At 38.0% G+C, this 22,275-nt stretch carries 13 protein-coding genes; 4 read left to right on the top strand and 9 right to left on the bottom strand.

Annotated features, from left to right (window positions below):
• Nucleotides 1–40: 40 nt before the first annotated feature.
• The 8 genes from L0657_RS10635 to aspS all read right to left on the bottom strand — a co-directional run bounded on the left by L0657_RS10635 (nt 41) and on the right by aspS (nt 12,645).
• Nucleotides 41–832 carry a glycosyltransferase gene (locus L0657_RS10635; protein ID WP_235150595.1) on the bottom strand — a complete coding sequence of 264 codons (792 nt, stop codon included), beginning with the start codon at nt 830–832 and terminating at the stop codon, nt 41–43.
• A gap of 153 nt (nt 833–985) precedes the next feature.
• Entirely contained in the window at nt 986–1,936 is a 951-nt protein-coding gene (locus L0657_RS10640; protein ID WP_235150596.1) for a glycosyltransferase, read from the bottom strand.
• A 310-nt stretch (nt 1,937–2,246) separates the two neighbouring features.
• A complete protein-coding gene (locus L0657_RS10645; protein ID WP_235150597.1) occupies nt 2,247–3,923 on the bottom strand; it encodes a hypothetical protein in 1,677 nt (558 codons plus the stop codon).
• Between the two features lie 1,324 nt (nt 3,924–5,247).
• Nucleotides 5,248–6,030 (bottom strand): DUF268 domain-containing protein, encoded by a 783-nt coding sequence (locus tag L0657_RS10650; protein WP_235150598.1) that lies wholly within the window; start codon nt 6,028–6,030, stop codon nt 5,248–5,250.
• Nucleotides 6,027–7,319 (bottom strand): hypothetical protein, encoded by a 1,293-nt coding sequence (locus L0657_RS10655; RefSeq protein ID WP_235150599.1) that lies wholly within the window; start codon nt 7,317–7,319, stop codon nt 6,027–6,029. Before L0657_RS10655 ends, L0657_RS10650 begins: the two co-directional genes overlap by 4 nt.
• Nucleotides 7,320–7,323: 4 nt before the next feature.
• Nucleotides 7,324–8,349: a hypothetical protein gene (locus L0657_RS10660; protein ID WP_235150600.1), complete on the bottom strand. Its 1,026-nt coding sequence runs from the start codon at nt 8,347–8,349 to the stop codon at nt 7,324–7,326.
• A gap of 52 nt (nt 8,350–8,401) precedes the next feature.
• Entirely contained in the window at nt 8,402–10,579 is a 2,178-nt protein-coding gene (locus L0657_RS10665; protein WP_235150601.1) for an SLBB domain-containing protein, read from the bottom strand.
• A gap of 293 nt (nt 10,580–10,872) precedes the next feature.
• The gene (aspS, locus tag L0657_RS10670) at nt 10,873–12,645 is read right to left on the bottom strand and encodes an aspartate--tRNA ligase (protein WP_235150602.1); all 1,773 of its coding nucleotides are present in this window, start codon (nt 12,643–12,645) and stop codon (nt 10,873–10,875) included.
• 92 nt (nt 12,646–12,737) lie between these two features.
• Between aspS and L0657_RS10675 the strand changes: the two genes are divergently transcribed.
• Together L0657_RS10675 and L0657_RS10680 are read left to right on the top strand one after the other, a co-directional pair.
• Nucleotides 12,738–13,658, top strand: a complete 921-nt coding sequence (locus L0657_RS10675; protein WP_235150603.1) for a PE-PGRS family protein — start codon at nt 12,738–12,740, stop codon at nt 13,656–13,658.
• Between the two features lie 11 nt (nt 13,659–13,669).
• Entirely contained in the window at nt 13,670–15,559 is a 1,890-nt protein-coding gene (locus L0657_RS10680; protein ID WP_235150604.1) for a CocE/NonD family hydrolase, read from the top strand.
• 34 nt (nt 15,560–15,593) lie between these two features.
• On the opposite strand, the gene L0657_RS10685 is transcribed toward L0657_RS10680, so the two are convergent.
• A complete protein-coding gene (locus tag L0657_RS10685) occupies nt 15,594–17,966 on the bottom strand; it encodes an ATP-binding protein (RefSeq protein ID WP_235150605.1) in 2,373 nt (790 codons plus the stop codon).
• 242 nt (nt 17,967–18,208) lie between these two features.
• On the opposite strand from L0657_RS10685, the gene L0657_RS10690 reads away from it, so the two are divergent.
• Nucleotides 18,209–20,320 (top strand): prolyl oligopeptidase family protein, encoded by a 2,112-nt coding sequence (locus L0657_RS10690; RefSeq protein WP_235150606.1) that lies wholly within the window; start codon nt 18,209–18,211, stop codon nt 20,318–20,320.
• Nucleotides 20,321–20,559: 239 nt separating this feature from the next.
• On the top strand, nt 20,560–22,185 hold the full coding sequence (locus L0657_RS10695) for a T9SS type A sorting domain-containing protein (protein ID WP_235150607.1): 1,626 nt from the start codon (nt 20,560–20,562) through the stop codon (nt 22,183–22,185).
• The last annotated feature ends 90 nt before the right edge of the window (nt 22,186–22,275 follow it).

Raw genomic sequence — 22,275 nt, forward strand, 5'->3', positions numbered from 1 at the left:
TATTGATAGTGAAATAAATAATAAGCCTATGAAATGGCGCTTATGCCAGTTTTTTATAAATGTAGTTTTGTAAGGAAATGGGAGTTAAAACATATAGATAAATAGATAGGATACCAATGGCGCTTTCAAATAGATACCGAGAAGAAAAATATTTCTTTTTAAGTTTAAGATTCATTTTCCAGTTAAGCTGGTCTCTTTTTTCCCCAGTGGCCATTCTGTAATCCATTAGAACCTGTTGAAGGTTATGCAGTTTAACATTATTAGCACTTGCTCTTAGCCATAATTCGTAATCTTCTGCCCTTTTGAATTCGGGGTTGTATTGACCAATTTCATCTAAAATTTTTCTTCTTATCATCACTACACTATGGCAAAGAGGGTTTCGAAGATGCAAGTATTTACGTATACTGTCGTCTGTTTCAGGATATTGGCGTACCTTAATATGATTTCCTCTTTCGTCGATATAGTTTATATTACAACCTAGAATGCCAATAGAATGATTTTTCTCTAGAAAATCAACCTGGGATTTTATGCGATTTGGAAACTGGATGTCATCAGCATCTGCACGAGCAATATACTTGCCACGGGCAATGGAAAGTCCATTATTTAACGCTTGCGGTAAGCCACCTTGATGCTTTATTCTTAAAATTTTTACTCTTTCATCTGATCTGAATAAATTCAGAGTTTCAATACTTGACGCGTCATTGCTATCATCAACGATAATTATCTCAAGATTTGGATAATCCTGATTAATGATACTGTACATACTTTCTTGAATATGCTCAGGAGAGTCGTTAAATACAGGATATAGTACGCTTACAAGAGGGTATTCCATTAATTAGGTGTGTATAAAGTAAATTGCGCAATTAAAAGCCTACAAATATATCTTTTTAAGCAACAATATAGTGAGAATGCTGTCTTAAAATTATCTCCGGTATTCTTTAGATAAATATCAAAGAATGTCGGACATATTACAGCAATCACCGTATTATTGATTACCAGCCCTTTCAATTAGTACCTTGTATAGATCAAAGTATTGCTTTCGCATACTCTCCCAGCTATATTTCTTTGCATAATCCGAGCAATTCGACACCAATATTTCATAACGCGAATTGTCCATGGTATTGGTGAACGTTTTTATTTCGTTTACAGACTTAAATACGAAGCCCAAGTTCTCCGTCTTAATCACTTCTTCAAAAATTGGGATTTCCGATGCAATGACCGGAAGACCGTAAGCAATGCTGTCTTTGAGAGTGCCGGCTCCGCCAGTATAAGTTTTAACGTAAGGAAGCAGCATAAACTTGTGAGAACTAACTAGGTTGGTCAGTTCATCGTCACTGATAAATTTGTCAATAATATTTAAATTTGGATAGTTGAAATTCAGTATTCTGGTGTCATGAATTTTACCGGCTATTGTTATCGGCAAATTTTTGGTTTCCGGATCAGACAAAAATTCAAAAATCCCTTTATCTTCTCTTATTTGGCCATAAATAAGTAGTTTGTTACTAGTGTTACTTTTCTTAAAATCAACAATTGATACTTCCGGGCATGGGTAATGTATAATATGAATCGCGTTTTCAAATTCACTTCCAATAAGTGAAAGTAACTGATTTTTGTGATGTTGATAATGTGTAACAAAGCTAGCATTCATAGATGCAGCCTTGCAAAGGGTATATTTATAAATTAGTCTTTGAATATACGAAACTGCGTCCTTTGCTTTATTTGCATATCTCATTCTTTCAATAGAGTGCACCGTAATAATGAGAAGCGGGATTTGATTCTTTTTGAATAACAATAGATAAAGGAAAGAAAATGGTTCAAATTCCAGTAAATGAGCTACGGAGGGTTTTTGCTCAATCAGCTTATTATAAGTTATAAAAGAATCCCAAAAGCGCCCTTTTATAAAGTCTATAAAGGTTCTGACATCTTTGTCTTCCAATTCGGCTTCTACATATACAGAATTCGGATACTTGTGCTGCTTCTTTGCGCAGTATAGGTAAAAAAAATCTTTACAAAGCAGATTTTCAAAATATTGTCTATAATGCCCCTTCCAGGAAAGATATTGCTCAACAACGAAAAGTTTACTCTTTTGCATAATTTTGTAGTAAAAAACTTGCTATAAAATCAAAACAAAATCATTATTCTAATTTTTATTATGATGTACAAGTGATATAGCTGATTTTTTAATTTACTGTTTACATATACTAATGGAACCTAATTAACCCGAAACCCCAAAAAACAAGAATACCTTATTTGGCATCGTTCAGTCCGATTACTTTTCCGTTTAATTGATTAGCATTTAACTCAATTTTACCTTTTATGTTTTTAACGGCAATATTATTGTTTGATTTTATAATGTTTCCAACTAAAATAGCAAAATCTCCATTTTTTAAAACACCTGTATTGGCTTCAATAATATTGTTGCTAACAATGTTATTATTAGTAGAGATATCTATTCCTACGGTTGGGTTTAAGCGTATTTGATTATTACTGATAATATTTGACTCTGAACTTCCACTAATCATAATGCCTTTACTTGAAGGATTAACGATCTTTCCTAATATGGCCATGCCCCCGGTCGAAGACTGAGTAATGCTTTCACCTTCTTGAAACCTACCATTAGTAATTTGGATCAGTGCTTTATTCAAACCAATATCATAACCAAGTAAAAATCCAGTTGCCTTGCTTGTATTTCCCGAAATAATAAGCGTAGGGTTCGCTCTAAGTGTATTATTAGCTCGTGATAGGCTCGTTTTTACAGGTAATGATATTGAATCCGGAACGATACATATGTTTCCATAAATAATATTTGCACTGCTTCCACCTTTGGATCCATCTATGTTGATACCAACAAGCTCACCATCAAATTTTGCGGATGATTCGTATTGGACATAGGGCATGAGCATATTATTACTGATTTTGTGTTCGCCACCTCCTGTTCCTGTTATTCGAATTGCTGCAATTTTACTACCTTCCAAATGGCAGTTTGTAATGAAACTTTTATCGGAGCCATCCATATAGATGCCATATTTGGATCCATCAGTTGTCAATCTTTCTATGTAGGCATATCGACAATTAACAAGTTCAACTCCAGCGTTATTGTGGGCATCATTAACAGATCTTCCCCCGCTATAGCACCTTATAATGTCAATCCCAAAATTCTCTGAGATTCCCTCGCCGATTTTGAGATTAGATTGCGTCGCCCCGGTAAGCTTACAGTCAATTATTTTAAAATTTGCGATATGATTAGCATTGATGCAGTGAGCTGCTTTTGCGTTTCCATCAAAGTCCAGGTCTTTAATCAATATATTACTCTCTCTTCCTGCAAAGGTTTTCTCTCCCTGAGTGATTCTGAGAATGTCATTATTGTGCATTGATTTAACTTTGGTTAAACCAGATCCTGATCCTTCCAAGGTTAGCCGATATGCATAGACGGGAGCGGGTACGACTATTTTGGGTATTAATGTTATAGATGTTAGATAAGTTCCTTCAGAAAACGTCACCTTCATCCCTCGTTCCGTTGCGGCATTCAAGGCTCTTTGAATTGCCGGTCCATCATCTAGATTATCCTTAGCATTGGCCCCAAAAAATTCAGGTTTAATGGATACATATTCTCTTTCATACCTTCGTTTTCCAACAAGAATTACCATTGCGCTATCATCTTTGGAGCTCAGATTTTTTCTGTTATATCTAAAAATGCCTGACTTTTGTTCGTCGTTAATATAAACTACGTTCGATGTATCTGCCTTTCCCGATCTTAATTCGTTCATATTCATAACCGGGGTCAGGTTGCCAACTTCATAACTGTTGTTTCGGATAATTGAATTTAATTCTTGCTTGCTAGTCGTTACTTTACCACCGGATGATGTTTTCTGCCCGAAAACATGTATCTGGATTAATACAAGGGGAATCAAGAATTTATTCATAACCTCTTATTTTTTGATGAATGTATAAGGACTAAAGTTATCTCAACCGAGCAGCTTCAAAAAATATTATTAGAACCAGGACATAAACTGAGGAACAATGGAGTTGTCCATTTCAAAGTCCCTTTTTAAAAATATTAATGTAACTGTGAAGGTCAGGATAATTAATCCGATTGATAGAATAATGACCCGGTTTCTAACCTTTAAGGAGTGTATATAGAAAAGGGAAACAATCATAGGAGAATACGGAAAGATATATCTAAACGTAATGTTAGAATTTATGACCGTAGTTAATACTCCTATTAAAGTATAAATGAAAATAATCTGAGTTTCTTTATTTACGGCATTTAATGAAAGGATTTTTTTGTTTATAAACGTAAGCAAGAGAGCGAAATTGCAAGGAAACAGAGCGTAAGCCATCAATGTGTAGCCAACATCCAGGATAGGAAATGGAATTGAAAAAAAAGAATTTGGTCTGACAATTGGTGTGAACAAAATTAAGCATGTCTTAATTGCGAAAGCTGGAAATTGCAATATCGGATTTTGATTCATTGCCTTCAAGAATAGTGCAATCTCATAAAGGTTTGATGTTTGAAATGAATACAATTCTTCACCTTGAAATTCTGTAATAAACACATTAATCGGTGGAATCGAATTAATTGCAAAGTATCCTAGTAAAATAACTAAAAAGACATTCACTGGATTTTTGATTACATAAGTCAATGGGGTAATTAAGATAGTAAGTATCAAGGTTAATCCAAAAACAGGCCGAACAAATAAGGCGGATATAGCAACTAAAAAAGCTAGAAATTTGAGAGTTGATAGTCTTTGAAAGTATAAGTAAAAGCACAACAGTGAAAGAAATAACAAAAACGTTTCTTTGTTAGGACCAACTGCACCAATGAGCAGATAAGGATTGAAAACAATGATGAATCTTGCAATAGAAACGGACTGCTCAGAAATCACTGCAAAAACTTTGCAGAGATAAACACAGCAAAGCAACATTGTTGTGTTTATCAAAATGAATGTAAACGGACCGATCTTGTAAAACAAGCCGTTTAGCGATGTAAATGCGTCGGCAAAAGGGTCAATATTTCTTTCGTATAGCACTCTTAACTCATATGTGTAAGAATCGTATACAAAATGGTTGGCTATTGGCAAATATTGATACTTGGCACAGAATTGAAGTATCAGTGTAGTTACAAGGAAAAATAGCAGTATTAGATACCATTTATATTGTCCTGCCATTTTATTTCTGAAATTGAAAATAGACTATTGTTGTTGCTGATAATTCTTGTAGTCGCTTCCTAAGGGGTATTTCTTAAAACTACACCTTTCTTAAAATAAATATTCCACATCCGTATGTGCATCCAAAGTTGGTCTGAACTTGATCTGCTGTAAGAGCCTGATGTCTGAAAATGTTTTTATTATCGTCAATGTAGGTGAAGGATTCTACAACGAATTTATCTTTAAAAACATCCAATAGATATCTGACATCAAAAACCCGATGTGCGTTAAATTCGATTCGTTGTGTACCAATTGGGACGGAGAAATAGAATATACCTTTATCAGTCAACAAACCATGAATATTTTCGATAGCTTTTATATGTCCATCAAGATCAATGGGATCACCATATCTTCCTAGACCAAAATGTTCGATCGCATGTAAGGAAGATATTGAATCGTATTTGCCATATAAAGACTGATCCGGCTTTTTCATCATATCTGACTGCTGGAATTGAATATTTGGAACGATACTATTGATTGCCCTGATATCTACAACATCGATCTCTCTGAATGTAGCAATGTGTGCTACAAATCCATCTGTCCGAGAACCAATATCAAGATGCCTGACCGGATTGTATTTGTAAACCTGCTGAGCGACAAACAGATCCTGTTGAAAATAAATGCTTTTCATATCGCCTCCCTGCTCGTAGCGATCGCCTAAAAAAGGAGAAATACTTATTTTGCCAAACTTTGGATACTGGCTTATTGCCTTAGAAATTTTTATGTAGTCGCTTATAAAAGATGGAATTCCCTTCAATGAGTTAAAAAACTGAATTGGGTTGAATCCAAGTCCCAGAACAGTTCTTGATATTACTTTTATCATACAATATGTTTATTAAGATTTGTGTGCTTTAACCTTTTTAAATTTAACAATAAATATAAGAGTATTGATAATGAAGAAGTATACAAAAGGACTTCAACCGCTGTTTTATAATTTGAAATCGCAAATCCAACCGACAGACTAATTGCGATTGAAATGAAAATTAATTGACCTATTTTTTTGATTACTCTATTGATGCGCGTATTGTCACCCGGACCTACTTTTAAAAATGGTTGTATCATTACCTGAGTAATTGAAAAAAAAGTGTACGGAATTAGGAAAATTTTTAGAAATTCAAAAACGCTACGTGTGTCTTGCTGAGTAAACTTGCCTCTTTCATAAAGGATGCTGATGATATAGTTCCCAAAAAAGTATAATACCAAATTTGCTGAAAGAGCAATCAAAAATGTCAAAAAAATTGTTTTTGTAAAGGATGAAGAATCAGAAACAGATGATTTGTAAAGTATTATTGAAGCAATATTTGATACAATCATTAGCATAAATGAGGAAATGATTATAAAGGAATACTGGTAATAATTAATCTGAAAATCATTCTCAAAACTAATTAAAAGTCTGCCCGTGAAACCTATGAAAATTGCATGATTCACCGTAATAAGCCTGTAAAAATTTATGTCCTTTAACTTGATTAAATTGTCTTTTGTCTGGGGCTCAACTTTACTGAAATTTTGGTTTAGACTTTTTTTCAGAAGGTAGTTGGAAAACAGAATTCCAAGGACCGATGCAACCAAAATTGATTTAAGCCCAATTTGTCCAATAAGAAGGAAGATTATAATTAGCGTGATAACTGCATTTATAAATGACTGCGTAGAATAGTTTTGAAAATTTCCTATCGTTTTTTGAAGTGAAAACAGAATGCTATTGGATAGATTTATGGCCAAATAAGAAGCAAAAAGTAGTACCCACACTGCCAGATCCCAATCATAAATGTCAGACTTAAAATAAGACACGAAGAAAAGAAGTACACAGGATATTAAGAAAAGGTATTTAGAATATTGTAATGTTTGATTCCAGATTGGTTGAAAGTTAATTGAAGTATTTCGAAGATATAATCCAGCATATTTAGGAACCAGAATGCTCTCAATTACGGGAACTCCAATCACAAATGCCAGAAAGAAATCCACTATCGACCTTAATGTATTAAAAGTTGCAAATTCTATTGTGTTTCCTATCATGTAAGCAATGATAGACTCTCTTAATATGCCAAGTCCTTTAATGGCTATTGAGCTTATAAATAGCCAGGCGAAGTTAATTACTGATTTGTTTAACTTCATGCAATTATCTATTTCTTATGGATAATACAACTAGTGCAGTCAAGGAAAACAAGAAGGCGCTGGCAATTGCGTAAATTATTCTGGTAGGGCTGCTTTTCTTTACAGGAACTATTGGTGGTTCAAGGATTTGGATGATTGGCCTTCCTTCTTTTTCGGCAAGTGTTGCTTTCTCTAATTGATTTAGTAAATCATTACGAAGATTTTGAGCATGTACATAATTAGATTGCAATTTTTGCTCCTCAATTTTCGCTACATTATTAAATACATTTCTATTGTTATCCCTGTAACGTTGAAGAGAATATTCTGCGTTTTTGAGCTGGTTATTAGCTTCTTGTACTCTGGATTTGATAAATTCAGATTCATCATGCTTCTTTTTGGAACGGTAGCCAGAGACATAATTTGACAAATATTGTATTGCCTGGGATAGGGTTGCAGCGGCAATGACTGGATCTGTCATTTCTACACCAATGTAAATTATTCCAGTCTTCTTATCGAAATTAGTAGTTAGAGAACCTCTTAAATTTTGAATGAGCCTTACCTCATCCTTCGAAAAATTCAACACGGAAGTATCTGCTTTGTCGGCAAGGATTGCTGCTATTTTTGACTTTTCCTGATCTTTGTTTGTGCTTTCGAGGTAGCTTAACAATGTCGGAAATTTCTTGTTGTCAATTGTCTTTACAGGCTGTTTTAAAAGATGAATTATTGCAGGTGTACTCTGCAAAATATTTGGATATAAATCGGGCCGGATAGCATCACTCTCGGATGAATTAGCTAAATCAATACCAGCAAGATTTGCCAAGGAACTAAATCCTGAAAAACGACTTTCCTTGTATTCAGGAAGTAGTTCTGCTTTTGCTGTGAATTGCTTAGGTAGTAAATAGGTAAAAGCTCCGCCTAGTATGCCACCAATAAAACCCGCCAAAACAATCTTCTTAAGGTTCTTCTTAAATAAGGAAATCAGAAACATCACTGAACGTTCCAATATGTCTGCTTCTGGTGGTGTTTTATTTCCAGCTATCTCTTCGTTCATGATCGATTTTTATCTGAGGTAATTATTAGTTGTTTCCTAGGTAAGACTTATCTTATCTGAATAAACTGATCAATGCCAGTGAAACCGTAGTCACAAGTGAAATAATAGCGATTCTCTCAGATGGACTTATCTGACGTTCTTTTTGAGGATCTTTTAGCGGAATTGTGACAACAGATCCCGATTCAATTTTTGGATATGATCTGATAAATAGAAATTTTTTGGTTCTGAACGTACGTCCATTAGGATAGGATACGTAAACACGACTTTTCCAGGCATATTCTGCAAAACCACCCGCTTGAGATATATAGTCTCTGAACGTAAAACCTGGGTCAAAATTAACTAATGACGGGTTTTGCACTCCACCTTTAATACGCACAGTTTCAGATTTCGTTGGAATAAGCAGGGTGTCTCCTGTTTGTAATAATAAGTTTGATGGGAGCGATGGGGATTGAATTATTGCTTTAAGGTCGACAGCAACTAATTCTTTGTTCCGGTAAAATCTGGCTCCGCTCAGATACGCTTCCGCTTTCATTCCTCCTGCTTTGGGAATAAGGTCGGTTATTCTTTCAAAATTGTTTAAAATGGTATAAGTTCCAGGATACATAATTTCCCCTAAAATTGTCACAGACTTCTGAGACTCATATCTTGGCGACTTGCGTACATAGACTACGTCGAAAGGTGAAAGTGTGAATTTCTGATCTCCTGCATTTAGCTGTAGATTTTCACTGACTTCCAATGAAAAAATACGGACATTTTGAGACTGAGGAATATTTGCGGTGTCTCCTTTTATCCTTCTTGATACTTCAATTCTGTAAGGAATACCCCCTTCTGTATATCCACCAGCTTTAAAAATGGCATCCGCCACGGTAATCCCTTCATGGTAATCAATCGTCCCCGGGTTAATTACCGAGCCTAGAATTGTCAGACCATAGTTTTCTTTGAGTTCATCAATGGTTTTAATATAGATATGGTCTTCACGCTTCAGAACTATATCATCAATTTCACCATTCATCAATTTTCCGAGGTCAAAAGAAATAATCTCAGGCCGAAGCGTTTCTGTTTTTCTTTCGATAATTGCCCGACTTAAAAACGCGTCTTCTCTTAAGCCTTCAGATTTTTTTATCAGTTTTTTTACTGTATTAGTTTGTTCGTCAATCGGATATTCGCCATCTCTAAAAACGCCGCCTTCAATAACAACCCGATTTTCGATTCTATTAAGAATTTTTCCGACTTTATAAACATCACCGTTTTGAGGAATGAAATTTGCAATTTCCGCATCCTGAACGGAGCCAACCAAAAGCTCTTTGCCAGTATTTCTTCTAAATTGAATAGAAGCAGAATATGCAGTTGGAGTATATCCGCCGGCGTATCGAATCATATCTTTCAGTGTTTCACCATCTTTTACTTCGAACAATGCGGGATGTTTTACTTCGCCAAATAATTCAATTCTCTTCGAATAAGGCCTAACCAGGATGATATCCTGATCCTGCATAGTGATATTATCTTTCAGATTCGCATCAACTAAAAAGCCGTACAAATCTATTGTGCGTATTGTTTTATTATTTCGGATAATCTCTATACTTCTATATGAACCATTATTATTTGGTCCGCCAGACTGATTAAGCGCATTAAATGCAGTGGCAAGCGATGAAATTGTGTAAGATCCCGGACGTGTTACTTCTCCGGTTATCATCACCTGAATACTCCTTACATTTCCTAGCGTAATAGTTGAATATGTCCCTCCACCAGGCCGATTAAGGGTTGAATATGCGGATCTTAATCTGTTTATAATTCTTTCAGAAGCTTGTTCAATAGTCAAACCATTCACCTGTACAGGTGCGAGATTCAACATTTTAACCGTTCCTTCCGGACTTATCTTTAATCGAAAATTATCAACTGAATTTCCGTAAATATCTACAACCAGTTCGTCGTCCGGACCTAAAATATAATTTTTTGGGGTAGCAATTCGTAGGTTGGGTTCGAAACTAATAGACGGGATAGAAAAAAAAGAAGCACCAAAAATTTGTTTCACGCTATCGGCACTTGGAAGAACGGATATCGGCTTCGCTTTTACCAACATAGAATCAGCAACCTGCCTTCTACTTTCATCTGTGTTACTTCGGTCAGGGCTAGTCGGAGAGGAGGTCTGCGCTTGCTGTAACCGATTTCTCATTGTACTGATTTGATCCAGTGTATATCCTTTTTCAAGAGCAGCCTGTTCGATAGCCATATCAGTTAGTCCGCTGGACTTAGCTCTCTTGTAAAATTCTAAAGCTTGTTCGTTAGATATTGAATTAGGGTCAATATTTTGAGCAAATGTCTCAGAATGTAACAATGCAGAAAATAAAAAAAGAATTCCCGAGAAAAGGGATTTTCGAAGCAAGGAGAAGTACATGTAATGTGCGTAAATGTTTGTTTAAATTCTAAGAAACATCTTTATATACTTTTGATAGAATCAAAGAATTCACTCAAAAGTACATAAAGATATTATAATTGAAAGTCGTTTGATAGAATTTCGTATTTCTAAGATGTTTTCAATGGAATTACATTAATTGACAATTCTTTTAATTGCTTATCTTCAATACTAGACGGCGAATCAATCATTACGTCACGTCCTGAATTATTTTTTGGGAACGCAATAAAATCTCTGATCGAATCTACGCCTCCAAAGATTGAGCACAGACGGTCAAATCCGAAGGCGATACCTGCATGAGGAGGTGCTCCGAATTCAAAAGCATTCATAAGGAAGCCAAATTGTTCCTGCGCTTCTTCCGGACTGAAGCCAAGTATTTCAAACATTTGCTGCTGCAAATCGCGTTCGAAAATCCTGACAGAACCACCACCAACTTCTACACCGTTGATAACCATGTCATAAGCGTTTGCGCGTACCTGCCCAAGGTCCGTCGCTAAAAGCGCAATATCTTCCGGTTTTGGACTTGTGAATGGATGGTGCATCGCGAACCAGCGGTTTTCTTCTTCGCCGTATTCTAACAACGGGAAGTCGAGCACCCACAATGCTCGGAACACATTTGGATCACGGAAACCAAGGCGGAAACCCATTTCCAGACGAACTTCATTCAGCTGTTTGCGGGCTTTATCAGCCTGTCCGGAAATTACCAGAATTAAGTCACCAGGTTTTGCATCAAATGCCGACCCCCATTTTCTAAGATCTTCTTCTGAGTAAAACTTATCGACGGAAGATTTTACGCTTCCATCCTCATTATAACGCACATAGATCAATCCTTTCGCGCCAATTTGCGGACGTTTAACCCAGTCTGTCAATTCATCCATTTGTTTACGGGTGTATACGGCACAACCCGGCGCACAAACACCAACAACAAGCTCAGCATCATCAAACACACCGAAACCTTTACCAGAGGTAAGATCCTGATCCTTTCCTTTCAATTCAACAAACTTCATGTCAAAACGGATATCCGGCTTGTCGGAACCGTATAAACGCATGGCATCTGCATAAGTCATACGTGGAACTTCCGGCAAATCCAGCCCTTTAACTTTACTGAAAAGATTACGGATCAAGCCTTCAAAAGTATTCAAAATGTCTTCTTGTGTTACAAACGACATTTCGCAATCAATCTGCGTAAACTCAGGCTGACGATCGGCACGTAAATCTTCATCACGGAAACACTTTACGATCTGGTAATAACGGTCAAATCCAGCTACCATCAAAAGTTGTTTGAAAGTTTGCGGTGATTGCGGCAAAGCGTAAAATTCACCTGGGTTCATGCGACTTGGCACAACAAAATCACGTGCTCCTTCCGGTGTTGATTTGATTAACACGGGAGTTTCCACTTCGATAAAACTTAAATCATCAAGATAGGCACGTGTATGACGAGCAACCTGGTGACGAAGTTCAAGATTTTTACGAACTGTATTTCTACGCAGATCCAGATACCGGTATTTCATACGAATATCATCTCCTCCGTCCGTTTCGTCTTCAATTAAAAAAGGAGGAAGTTTTGCAGGATTAAGAATCGATAATTCTGAAACACGAATTTCGATTGAACCCGTCGCAATTTTATCATTTTTAGAAAGGCGTTCAATTACCTCGCCTTTTGTGGAGATCACAAATTCACGTCCCAGCGAACGTGCAGTTTCCAATACCTCCGGTGGTGTTTTACCTTCTTCAAAAAGAAGCTGTGTTAAACCATACCGGTCACGTAAATCCAGCCATACCATTCCTCCTTTGTCACGGATTCGCTGAACCCAACCACACAACACAACATCTTGATTTACATGCTCTAAGCTTAACTCACCACAGGTATGTGTACGTAACATATAATTATTTTAATACTGATATAAAGAAACTGCCTGATAATAAATGCCGCAAAACTACGTATTTTTACTAAATCTAACATGAAACGTTATTTATGAAATTATATAAATTCAGGTTCTTACCGCAAAAGTTTTTATTATTCGCAACGATGGCGGTCTTTTGGACTGCATGCGGTGATCCCGAAGTAAATCCGGAAACGGGTGATTCGATTGACTTTGAAACTGTTCCTGCACAATTTGCCATACAACCGGAAATCATCAATGAAGCATCCGGGCTAGCCAATAGTTTCTCAATGAATGGCTATTTATGGACTTTGCAGGATTCGGGGAAACCGAACTCTCTGTACCTTGTCAGCACTGACGGAAAAACGATTAAAGAATTTAATATACCGGGCTCGTCAAACCATGACTGGGAAGATCTTGCAAGTGGTCCAGGGCCTGCGGATGGGGTTAAGTATATGTACATTGGTGAAATCGGCAACAACAATCTTCCGATGACTTCAACCAATATTATTTACAGAATCCCGGAAATCGGTGGTATTAACGAATCGTTTAATCAAAGTGGTTTAGAAAAAATAACATATAATTACCCCGATGGCCCCCGTGATGCGGAAAGCCTTCTACTGGATCCTTTAACGAAGGATATTTTTATAATTTCAAAAGAAATGGATAATGCTGGATTGTATCGTCTGCCATATCCTCAATCAACTTCGGCAACCATTACAGCGGAAAAAGTGGGAATTATTCCTTCGGTAGTTTTTGCAACAGGAGGTAATATTTCAGTGAGTGGCGGCGAAATATTGATCAGGAATTATACCTCAGCTTTTTATTGGATAAGAAGCACTGGCGAAACAGTTGGTCAGACACTTTTGAGAGCGCCGCGGAAGCAAATGTTTCTCGCTCCAGAGCCGCAGGGAGAGTCAATTTGTTTTGATCTTGAGGCGAAAGGTTTTTATACGCTTGGAGAAATCGGTCAGGCGGCAAGTGTGAATCTTAATTATTACAAAAGAAAATAAGTTTAAATCTTATGTTGAAAAATCTATTGCTTTTTACTTTTTTATTGATGTCTCTGAACGTGTTGTCGCAGCAGACTTCAACCCAGGATACCTTCGTCAAGGATAATTATTCAAAAAAGGAATTCGATATTCCGATGCGGGACGGTGTGAAATTACACACCATTGTATACGCTCCGAAGGACGCTGCAACATCAAAAAAGTATCCGTTTCTGATGCAAAGAACATGTTACAGCGTCGCGCCTTATGGCGAGGAAAAGTATCCTGCTCGCCTGGGGCCAAGCACGTTACTTATGCAGGAAAAATATATTTTTGTTTATCAGGATGTCAGAGGAAGGTATAAAAGTGAGGGTGTCTGGACCAACATGACGCCGCATATCGATTCCAAGAAAAATAAAACAGAAGTTGACGAAGCCTCAGATACTTATGATACCATTGAATGGCTTTTAAAAAATATTCCGAATAACAACGGAAGGGTAGGACAGTGGGGGATTTCTTATCCTGGTTTCTACACAACCGCCAGTGCGCTCAGCAATCACCCAGCTTTAAAAGCATCTTCTCCGCAGGCACCGATCGCAGACTTTTTTCATGACGATTTTCATCATAACGGCGTTTTTACGCAAGGTTATTATCTCACTTTCCCGGTTTTCGGAATCAAGCCGGATGCGCCAACTGATGCTTCATGGTTCTCTAACGATTTCATTAAACCTGCTCCGGATGGTTACACGTTCAATATGAATGTTGGCCCGCTGAAAAACTTTGATAAACATTATTCGAAAAACTTTTTCTGGCAGGAAACTGTAAATCATCCCAACAAAGATGAATTCTGGCAAAAGAGAGATATTTTACCTCATTTAAAAGGCTTGAAACACGCATTCATGACGGTTGGTGGCTGGTTTGATGCAGAAGATTTGTATGGTCCGCTGAATACCTATAAGACAATTGAAAAAAATAATCCCGGGATTTATAATACGCTGGTTGTCGGTCCATTTGGCCACGGGAGGTGGAGCAGAGAAACCGGGCATACCTTTCACAACGATATTTATTTTGGGGACAGTATCGCAACTTTCTACCAAAATACAATCGAAGGAAAGTTTTTTGATCATTTCTTAAAAGGTCCTGGTGATGGGAAAACAGGATTGCCGGAAGCATATCTTTTTGATACAGGAAAAAAGGAATGGAAAACCTACGACAAGTGGCCGGTTGCCAATGCTGAAAAGAAGAAACTCTATTTTCTGGCAGATGGAAAATTGAGTTTTAATGCTCCTGCCACTGCAAAGTCATTCTCGGAATATGTCAGCGATCCAATGAAACCGGTTCCTTATACTGAGAATTACAAGCAAATGTCCGGATTTACGCCATTCGAATACATGTCGGAAGATCAGCGTTTCGCCTCAACGCGTCCCGATGTTTTGGTGTTTAAAACAGATGTGCTGACAGAAGATATGACCCTGGGCGGCGAAATAATGGCACAACTAAAAATCAGCACGAGCGGAACCGACGCTGACTTTTTTGTCAAATTGATTGATGTATATCCTGATGATGAAAAGAATAGCCCGTTCCAACCCAACCCGAATGTTGTGATGGCAGGGTATCAGCAGATGGTAAGAAGTGAAATTGTTCGCGCCCGTTTCCGTAACAGTATGGAAAAACCTGAGCCGCTTGTTGCCGATAAACTGACTGATATTTCATTCCGGTTACAGGATGTGCTGCATACTTTTAAGAAGGGTCACCGCATCATGGTTCAGGTTCAAAGTACTGTTTTTCCATTATTTGACAGGAATCCGCAGAAATATGTAGACAACATTTATAAAGCGGAGGAAAAAGATTTTATTAAAGCGACTCAAAAAGTCTTTCATCAGCAAGGCGCAGAAAGTGGACTTGTGGTAGAGATTCTGAAATAAAAAAACAGGGTGAAGTATATTTCTTCACCCTGTTTTATAACCTGACAGTCTGGTCAAGGATTTTATTTAATAATTGATCCGGATTGAAGGGTTTTGAAACTATATCAGTCATCCCGATACTAAACATATCCCGTTTCACATCCGGAGCCAGGCTTGCCGTTAAGGCAATAATGGGTACCGTTTCTCCACGTTCACGCAACTGCTTCGTTGCCTGATATCCATCCAGCACTGGCATGTGAAGATCCATCAGCACGATATGGTGACGGGTTACATCAAAATGATCTAAGGCTTCCTGCCCGTTGACAGCGACCTCTGATTCGGCTCCCCATCTTTTCAGGAAGTTCTGAACAACGACTACGTTCATACGATTGTCTTCAACAATCAAAACACAAATTCCTTTTAAAGGTTTTTCTTCGATGTTTTCAGGTAAGACATCTTTCTGTTTTGCGGTCTCCTCCAATATTGGAAAAGTTTGTATAAAGTAGAAATTTGATCCTTTACCCTCTTCGCTTTCAAGGTGCAGTGCAGAACCTTGAAGCTCTAACAATCTTTTGCTGATGGCAAGGCCCAGGCCGGTTCCACCAAAACCCCGGGTCGAAGAAGATTCAATTTGCGTGAATTGATCAAATATGATTTTTTGCTTTTCTTCGGCAATACCAATGCCGGTATCCTGAACAGATATTTTGAGCGTAATATCTTTTTCTGTGCTTGAAATTATTTCGACTTCTAATTTTACCCATCCTTTGCTAGTAAATTTTATAGCATTCTGGACGAGGTTACCAACTACTTGTGATATACGTTTAGCGTCAGCCGAAATCTTGGCAGGGAGTTTATCGTCAAGTCGTATGATAAGGTCAATCCCGCTATCCTCAGCCGACATTTTATATCCTGAAACTATGCTTTTTAAAATTTCCGAAAGGTCGACTGGCGCGTTGGTAATTTGAATTTTGCCTTCTTCTATCGTGTTAAGATCCAGGATGTCGTTGACAATCGCAAGCAAATTGTTCGCTGAAAAAAGAAGTACGTCAAGGTGCTGTTTTTGATCCGGCCTCGGCGTTTCTTTCATCATCAGGTGTGTCATCCCGACAACCGCGTTGAGAGGCGTTTTGATCTCATGGCTCATTGTGCTTAAAAATTCACTTTTCACTTTTAATCCCATTTCTGCATCCGTCTTAGCCTTTTTCAAGGTGTATGCGAATCGAAACGAAAGTATTAATGACTGACAGAAGAAAAATCCGAGATATCCCACAAATAGGAAAATCTTTTCGGGGTATGTAATGTCGTAGTAATCCAGAATCAGAGCAATAATAATGATAAATATGACTCCTGTACTCAATAGGGCATATTTTGCTCCGATGCGCTTATTCTTATACGCTCTTATGTAAATTGAGGTGGCGAAACTTATGTAAAAGATTAGTAGCCCAATAAATGGATTAATTAAATTGGAAAATAAAAGCGGAGGTGAAATCATCGTGATCACAACAAGGGCGAAACAGATGCCTGTCATCACGAAAATAATTTTATGAGGGGTGTCTTCCCAATAGAGATTCCGTGTGTAAAGCGCAAACATAGCCACGGCCATAAATAGCGAAATATATTCGCAGTGAATGGCCAGATGCCAGCCTAATGTCGGAAAAATGGAATGGATCGCGTAATCTCCTGTGCCGATAATACGGTAACTGTAAAAGAAACAGAAGAGCGCAAAATAAAGCGTTGCTTTATCATGCCGTCCTAAAAGATAAAGACCAAGAAAATATAGCCCGCCCATGACCATGCAACCCGTCAGCAGGAAATCGAAAGCATAGTCCAGATTATTTTCTGCTTGTAATTTACTGAAAGAACCAATCTCAATTGACTTGGTATTTCCGCCTTTTGAATGATGGAAATTTGCGATTTGTAAGGTTAAAAAAAGCGTATCAGTCGGCTGAAATGGTTTTACCTGCGTTGACCAATAAGGAACCGTGCTGGCCTTGTCTGTGCCGGGAACTCCGTTAGCAGCTATAATCTTTCCATTGACATAAAAAGTGTAAGCACTATACATGTCCCGGATATTGAACGCAAGCTGGTCTCTTTCTTTCGGCAGTAGAACTTTTAATTCATAAGTTGCAAATCCCTGGGACGGTAAAAATTTGCCTTTCCAAAGTGTGTTGCGCCACAGCTGAGGGAATTTTGTAATTTCATGATATGTTTCTGTCGTTCCGGGTTTTTTCAAAACTTTCCAATAAAGCTTCCACTCACCATCGATTGGAACTGTAAAATTTTCAAGGTCGGTATTTCGCAGATCGAGAATTCCTGCTTTTGCAATGGGCGCAGATATTGGATTGGACGCAAAACATGGTTTGACCACAAGAGCCATGTTCAGGAACAGCAGCAAAAACGTTAAATAGGATACAAAGTTCCGCGTCATTTTTTCATGAATAAAAGTTGACCGGTGATGTGTTTGTATCAGGTATAATAAAATTTAAGGATCCGTACACTGGTTTTAAATGACAAAATTGGTGCAGAAAGTAACTTTCATGCTATTAAAATAATAAAATTGTGTTTTTTTACTTTAACGTCATATAAATCTCTAAACAAAACGGATAAAATCTTATCGATTGGTAAAATAGAGGCTAATTCGCATGTTTTGATTATAATAAAACTTAGTATATGAATTATAAAATTTTAGGAATGACTGCACTTACTGCCACACTGATCGGCACGGATGGATCCGCTCAGAAAATAACTTACCCCAAAACAAATAAGGTTGAACATGTTGATGAGTATCATGGAACAAAGGTTTCTGATCCGTATCACTGGCTGGAAGATGACCGTTCAGCAGAAACCGCAGCCTGGGTAAAAGCACAAAATGAAGTGACGTTTGGATATCTGGATAAAATCTCATTTAAGGGAAAGATTTTTTCCGATCTGGAAAAGGCCTATAACTATCCTAAATATTCGGCACCTTCAAAAAAGGGAGACTATTTTTATTTTTACAAAAACGACGGTTTGCAAAACCAGGCTGTCTTGTATCGTCAAAAGGGTTTGAACGGAACTCCCGAAACGGTTCTCGATCCTAACAAACTGTCGGCTGACGGAACAACCCGGTTGACTGTTTTCGAACTTTCAAAAGATGGAAATCATGCAGTTTTAGGTTTTTCAAAAGGCGGATCTGATTGGCAGGAATATCGGGTGATGGATATGAAAACCCTGAAAATGTTATCGGACAAAGTGGAATGGGTAAAAGTTTCGGGTGCGGCGTGGCAAGGAGACGGTTTTTATTACAGCAGTTATCCAAAACCTGAGGGCAGTGCTTTGGCTGCAAAAAATGAGAATCATCAGGTATTTTTTCATAAAATCGGGACAGCACAGTCTGAGGATAAGTTGATATTCGAAGATCCTGCCAATGGTCAAAGGTTTCATACGGTCAGCACGACGGAGGACGAACAATTTGCCACACTTTATGTGAGCGACCGTGGAAAAGGGAAAGACGGAAATGGCTTATGGGTGATGAAAAAAGGCGAAACGAAATTTACGCCGATCAAGGAAGAAATTACCGATTTTAGCTATAACATCATTGAAAATGCCGAAGGCGGTTTTTTAGTGGAAACTAACGAGAACGCTCCAAACGGAAAAGTGATGTTTTACGAAAGCAAGTCGAAAAACTGGAAAATATTTCTGCCGGAAAAACCTGAACCGTTGCAAGGCGCAGGAACGGCTGGCGGGAAAGTATTTGCTTCTTATTCAAAAGATGTAACATCGAGGGTATATGTGTATGATTTGAAAGGGAAACTGGAAAACGAAGTACAATTGCCGGGACTTGGAACTGTTGGCGGTTTTGGCGGAGAGAAGGAAGATACCTTTGTGTTTTATACCTACACCTCATTCAACTACCCGCCGACCATTTTCAGGTATGACATTGCTTCCCACAAAAGCACTGTATTTCGTGAACCGGAAGTTTCTTTTAAACCAGAAGACTACGAAACAAAACAAGTTTTTTATCCAAGCAAAGACGGGACAAAGATTCCTGCATTCATCACCTATAAAAAGGGGCTGAAACTGGATGGCACGAATCCTACGATTTTGTACGGATATGGTGGATTTAATATCAGTCTGACGCCATCGTTTAGCCCAACACGTATTCCGTTTCTAAATCAGGGTGGTGTATATGTTCAGGCAAATTTACGTGGCGGAAGTGAGTATGGCGAAAAATGGCACGAGCAAGGAATGAAGTTAAAAAAGCAAAATGTTTTTGATGATTTTATTGCGGCGGCAGAATTTCTGATCAAGGAAAAGTATACATCGCCTGAACGTTTAGCCATACAGGGTGGGTCGAACGGCGGTTTGCTTGTGGGTGCTGTGATGAACCAGCGGCCAGCATTGTTTAAAGTTGCTTTTCCGGCTGTTGGCGTGATGGATATGCTTCGTTTTCATAAATTTACGATTGGCTGGAACTGGATTGCCGATTATGGAAGCAGCGACAATGCGGAAGAATTTAAAATGCTTTACGGTTATTCTCCATTACATAATATCAAATCGGGTGTCAATTATCCGGCAACAATGATCACCACGGCCGATCACGACGACCGGGTTGTTCCGGCGCATTCATTTAAGTATGCGGCTGAGCTGCAAGCAAAAGCGGGCCAGTCTTCTACAAATCCGCTTTTAATTCGTATTGACACAAATTCCGGACACGGAGCCAGCAATACCAAAAAGGCATTAGAAACCCAGGCGGATATTTATGCTTTTTTGTTTTATAATATGGGGTTGACCTGGAAGTAATGTGGTTTAAACATCAACATAAGTAACCGAAAATTAAATTATTGATTTGGTAATTTGATTTGCTGATATTTTGTTTGAAATTTGACTTACTAAATCGGCAGTGGCACATGTCGCTGTCGATTTTTCTTTTCGACGTCTCTGAACAACTTCTTTATAATTAAGTGACAAGAATGATTCTCTTTCATTCTGACAGATTTTCGTCGCCTTTTATTTTTTAGTTCACGCTTACATTTAGCACTATGAAACACTATTACCTAATTTTTGTCCTTTTGTTTTCTGTTACGAGTAGTTTTGCACAGACTTTGGAAGATGATCGGCTGGCATTAAAGGCTATTTATGAGAACATGAGTTTTCATTTCCCAGGTGAACCAAATGTTCATTACGTGCCATGGAACTTTCCGGGTAATCCAGGAGATAGTCCTTGTGGGTGGGCAGGGATATCATGCGAAAACGACAGAGTTACAGGTTTATCACTATCTGAAAAGCAATTGGATGGACAAATTCCGAAAGAAATAGGCAATTTAACTGCTTTGATCACACTAAGTTTAGGAGGTGGAAATGGTTTTGGAACAAATAACTATTCGGCTGTGACTGGTCAAATACCGCCGGAAATTGGGAAGTTAGTTAACCTTCGGCATCTGGATCTCTCCTCTCTGAACTTTTCAGGATCTATTCCAGCTAGTTTTGGTAATCTCGTCCAATTAAGATACCTAAGCATAGCCTATAAGGATTACCCCGGTCAGACCTCTCTTGGTAGCCTTTCAGGGAGTATTCCAACTTCATTTTCAAAATTGGTGAATCTTGAAACTTTAATTTTAAGCAGGCAAAATTTGAGTGGAGCCATACCAGTTTTTCTGGGTAATCTGACAAAATTAAAGCACCTAGACTTATCGGACAATTTTTTCAACGGACCTATACCGGCATCATTTGCAAACCTACAAAATCTGACAGCATTAAATTTAAGCTACACCGCTAATCCGGTTAGAACTATCAAGTACGGTGCTTTGGGGGATTTTATCCCGGACTTATCTGGAATTCCAATTTCTGCAAACGTTGATATTTCTGGCAACTCTTTCACATTTGAGGGAATGGTGTCTAATATTAGCAGGCTTGATCATTATACCAATCAAGCAAAGATTCAGCTATATCAGGGAAATGGTGCAATATATGCGTCGCACGGTGGTAGCGGGTCAAGTGTATCTTATTTTTATAGGGATAACCAGATAATACAAACAATTAATGGAACAGATATGCCAATGTTTTCATGGAAAGGGCCAGGTAAATATAGAATAGAGGCGACGGATGCTAGTGTTCCAGGTCTTACACTTGTTAGTGACGAAGTAGATTTTGAAACTTTCTTTCCTGTTAAACTAACTTTTTTTAGTGTCAAGAATAATTTATCTGAAAACCTCCTCACTTGGAAAACCACCTCAGAAACCAATAACAAAGGCTTCCAGATCGAACGAAGTGTTGATGCGAAAACATTTGAAAATATTGGATTTGTGGATGGGCTTGGGGATAATCTGGGAGATAAAACCTATACCTTTCTGGATGCAAAACCCTATTTCAAAACCTATTACCGGCTGAAACAACTGGACTGGAACGGGAAATCGGAATACTCCCGTATTATTACTGTGAAACAGGATAAAACAAAACTGAGCGTCTATCCGAATCCTGCAAAAAATGAGTTTTTTGTTTCCGGATTGGATAGGGAGGAGGCCGTTGAAATCAGGGATTATGAGGGAAGGGTTGTGCTGGAACAAAAGGTAAATCCTGCGCAACCAGTTCGGACGGGCAAACTATCGAACGGACTTTATTTGATTAAAGTAGGGGAAGAAACGAGAAAAGTAGTCATTCAAAATTAGAAGGTAATAATACATTTTCGCTGAACGGCCTGGGTAGATTTCTCTGCTCAGGCCGTTTTAATTAAAAAATAACTTATTTATCTTATATTT

The sequence above is a fragment of the Dyadobacter sp. CY345 genome (assembly GCF_021502725.1).
Lineage (GTDB): Bacteria > Bacteroidota > Bacteroidia > Cytophagales > Spirosomataceae > Dyadobacter.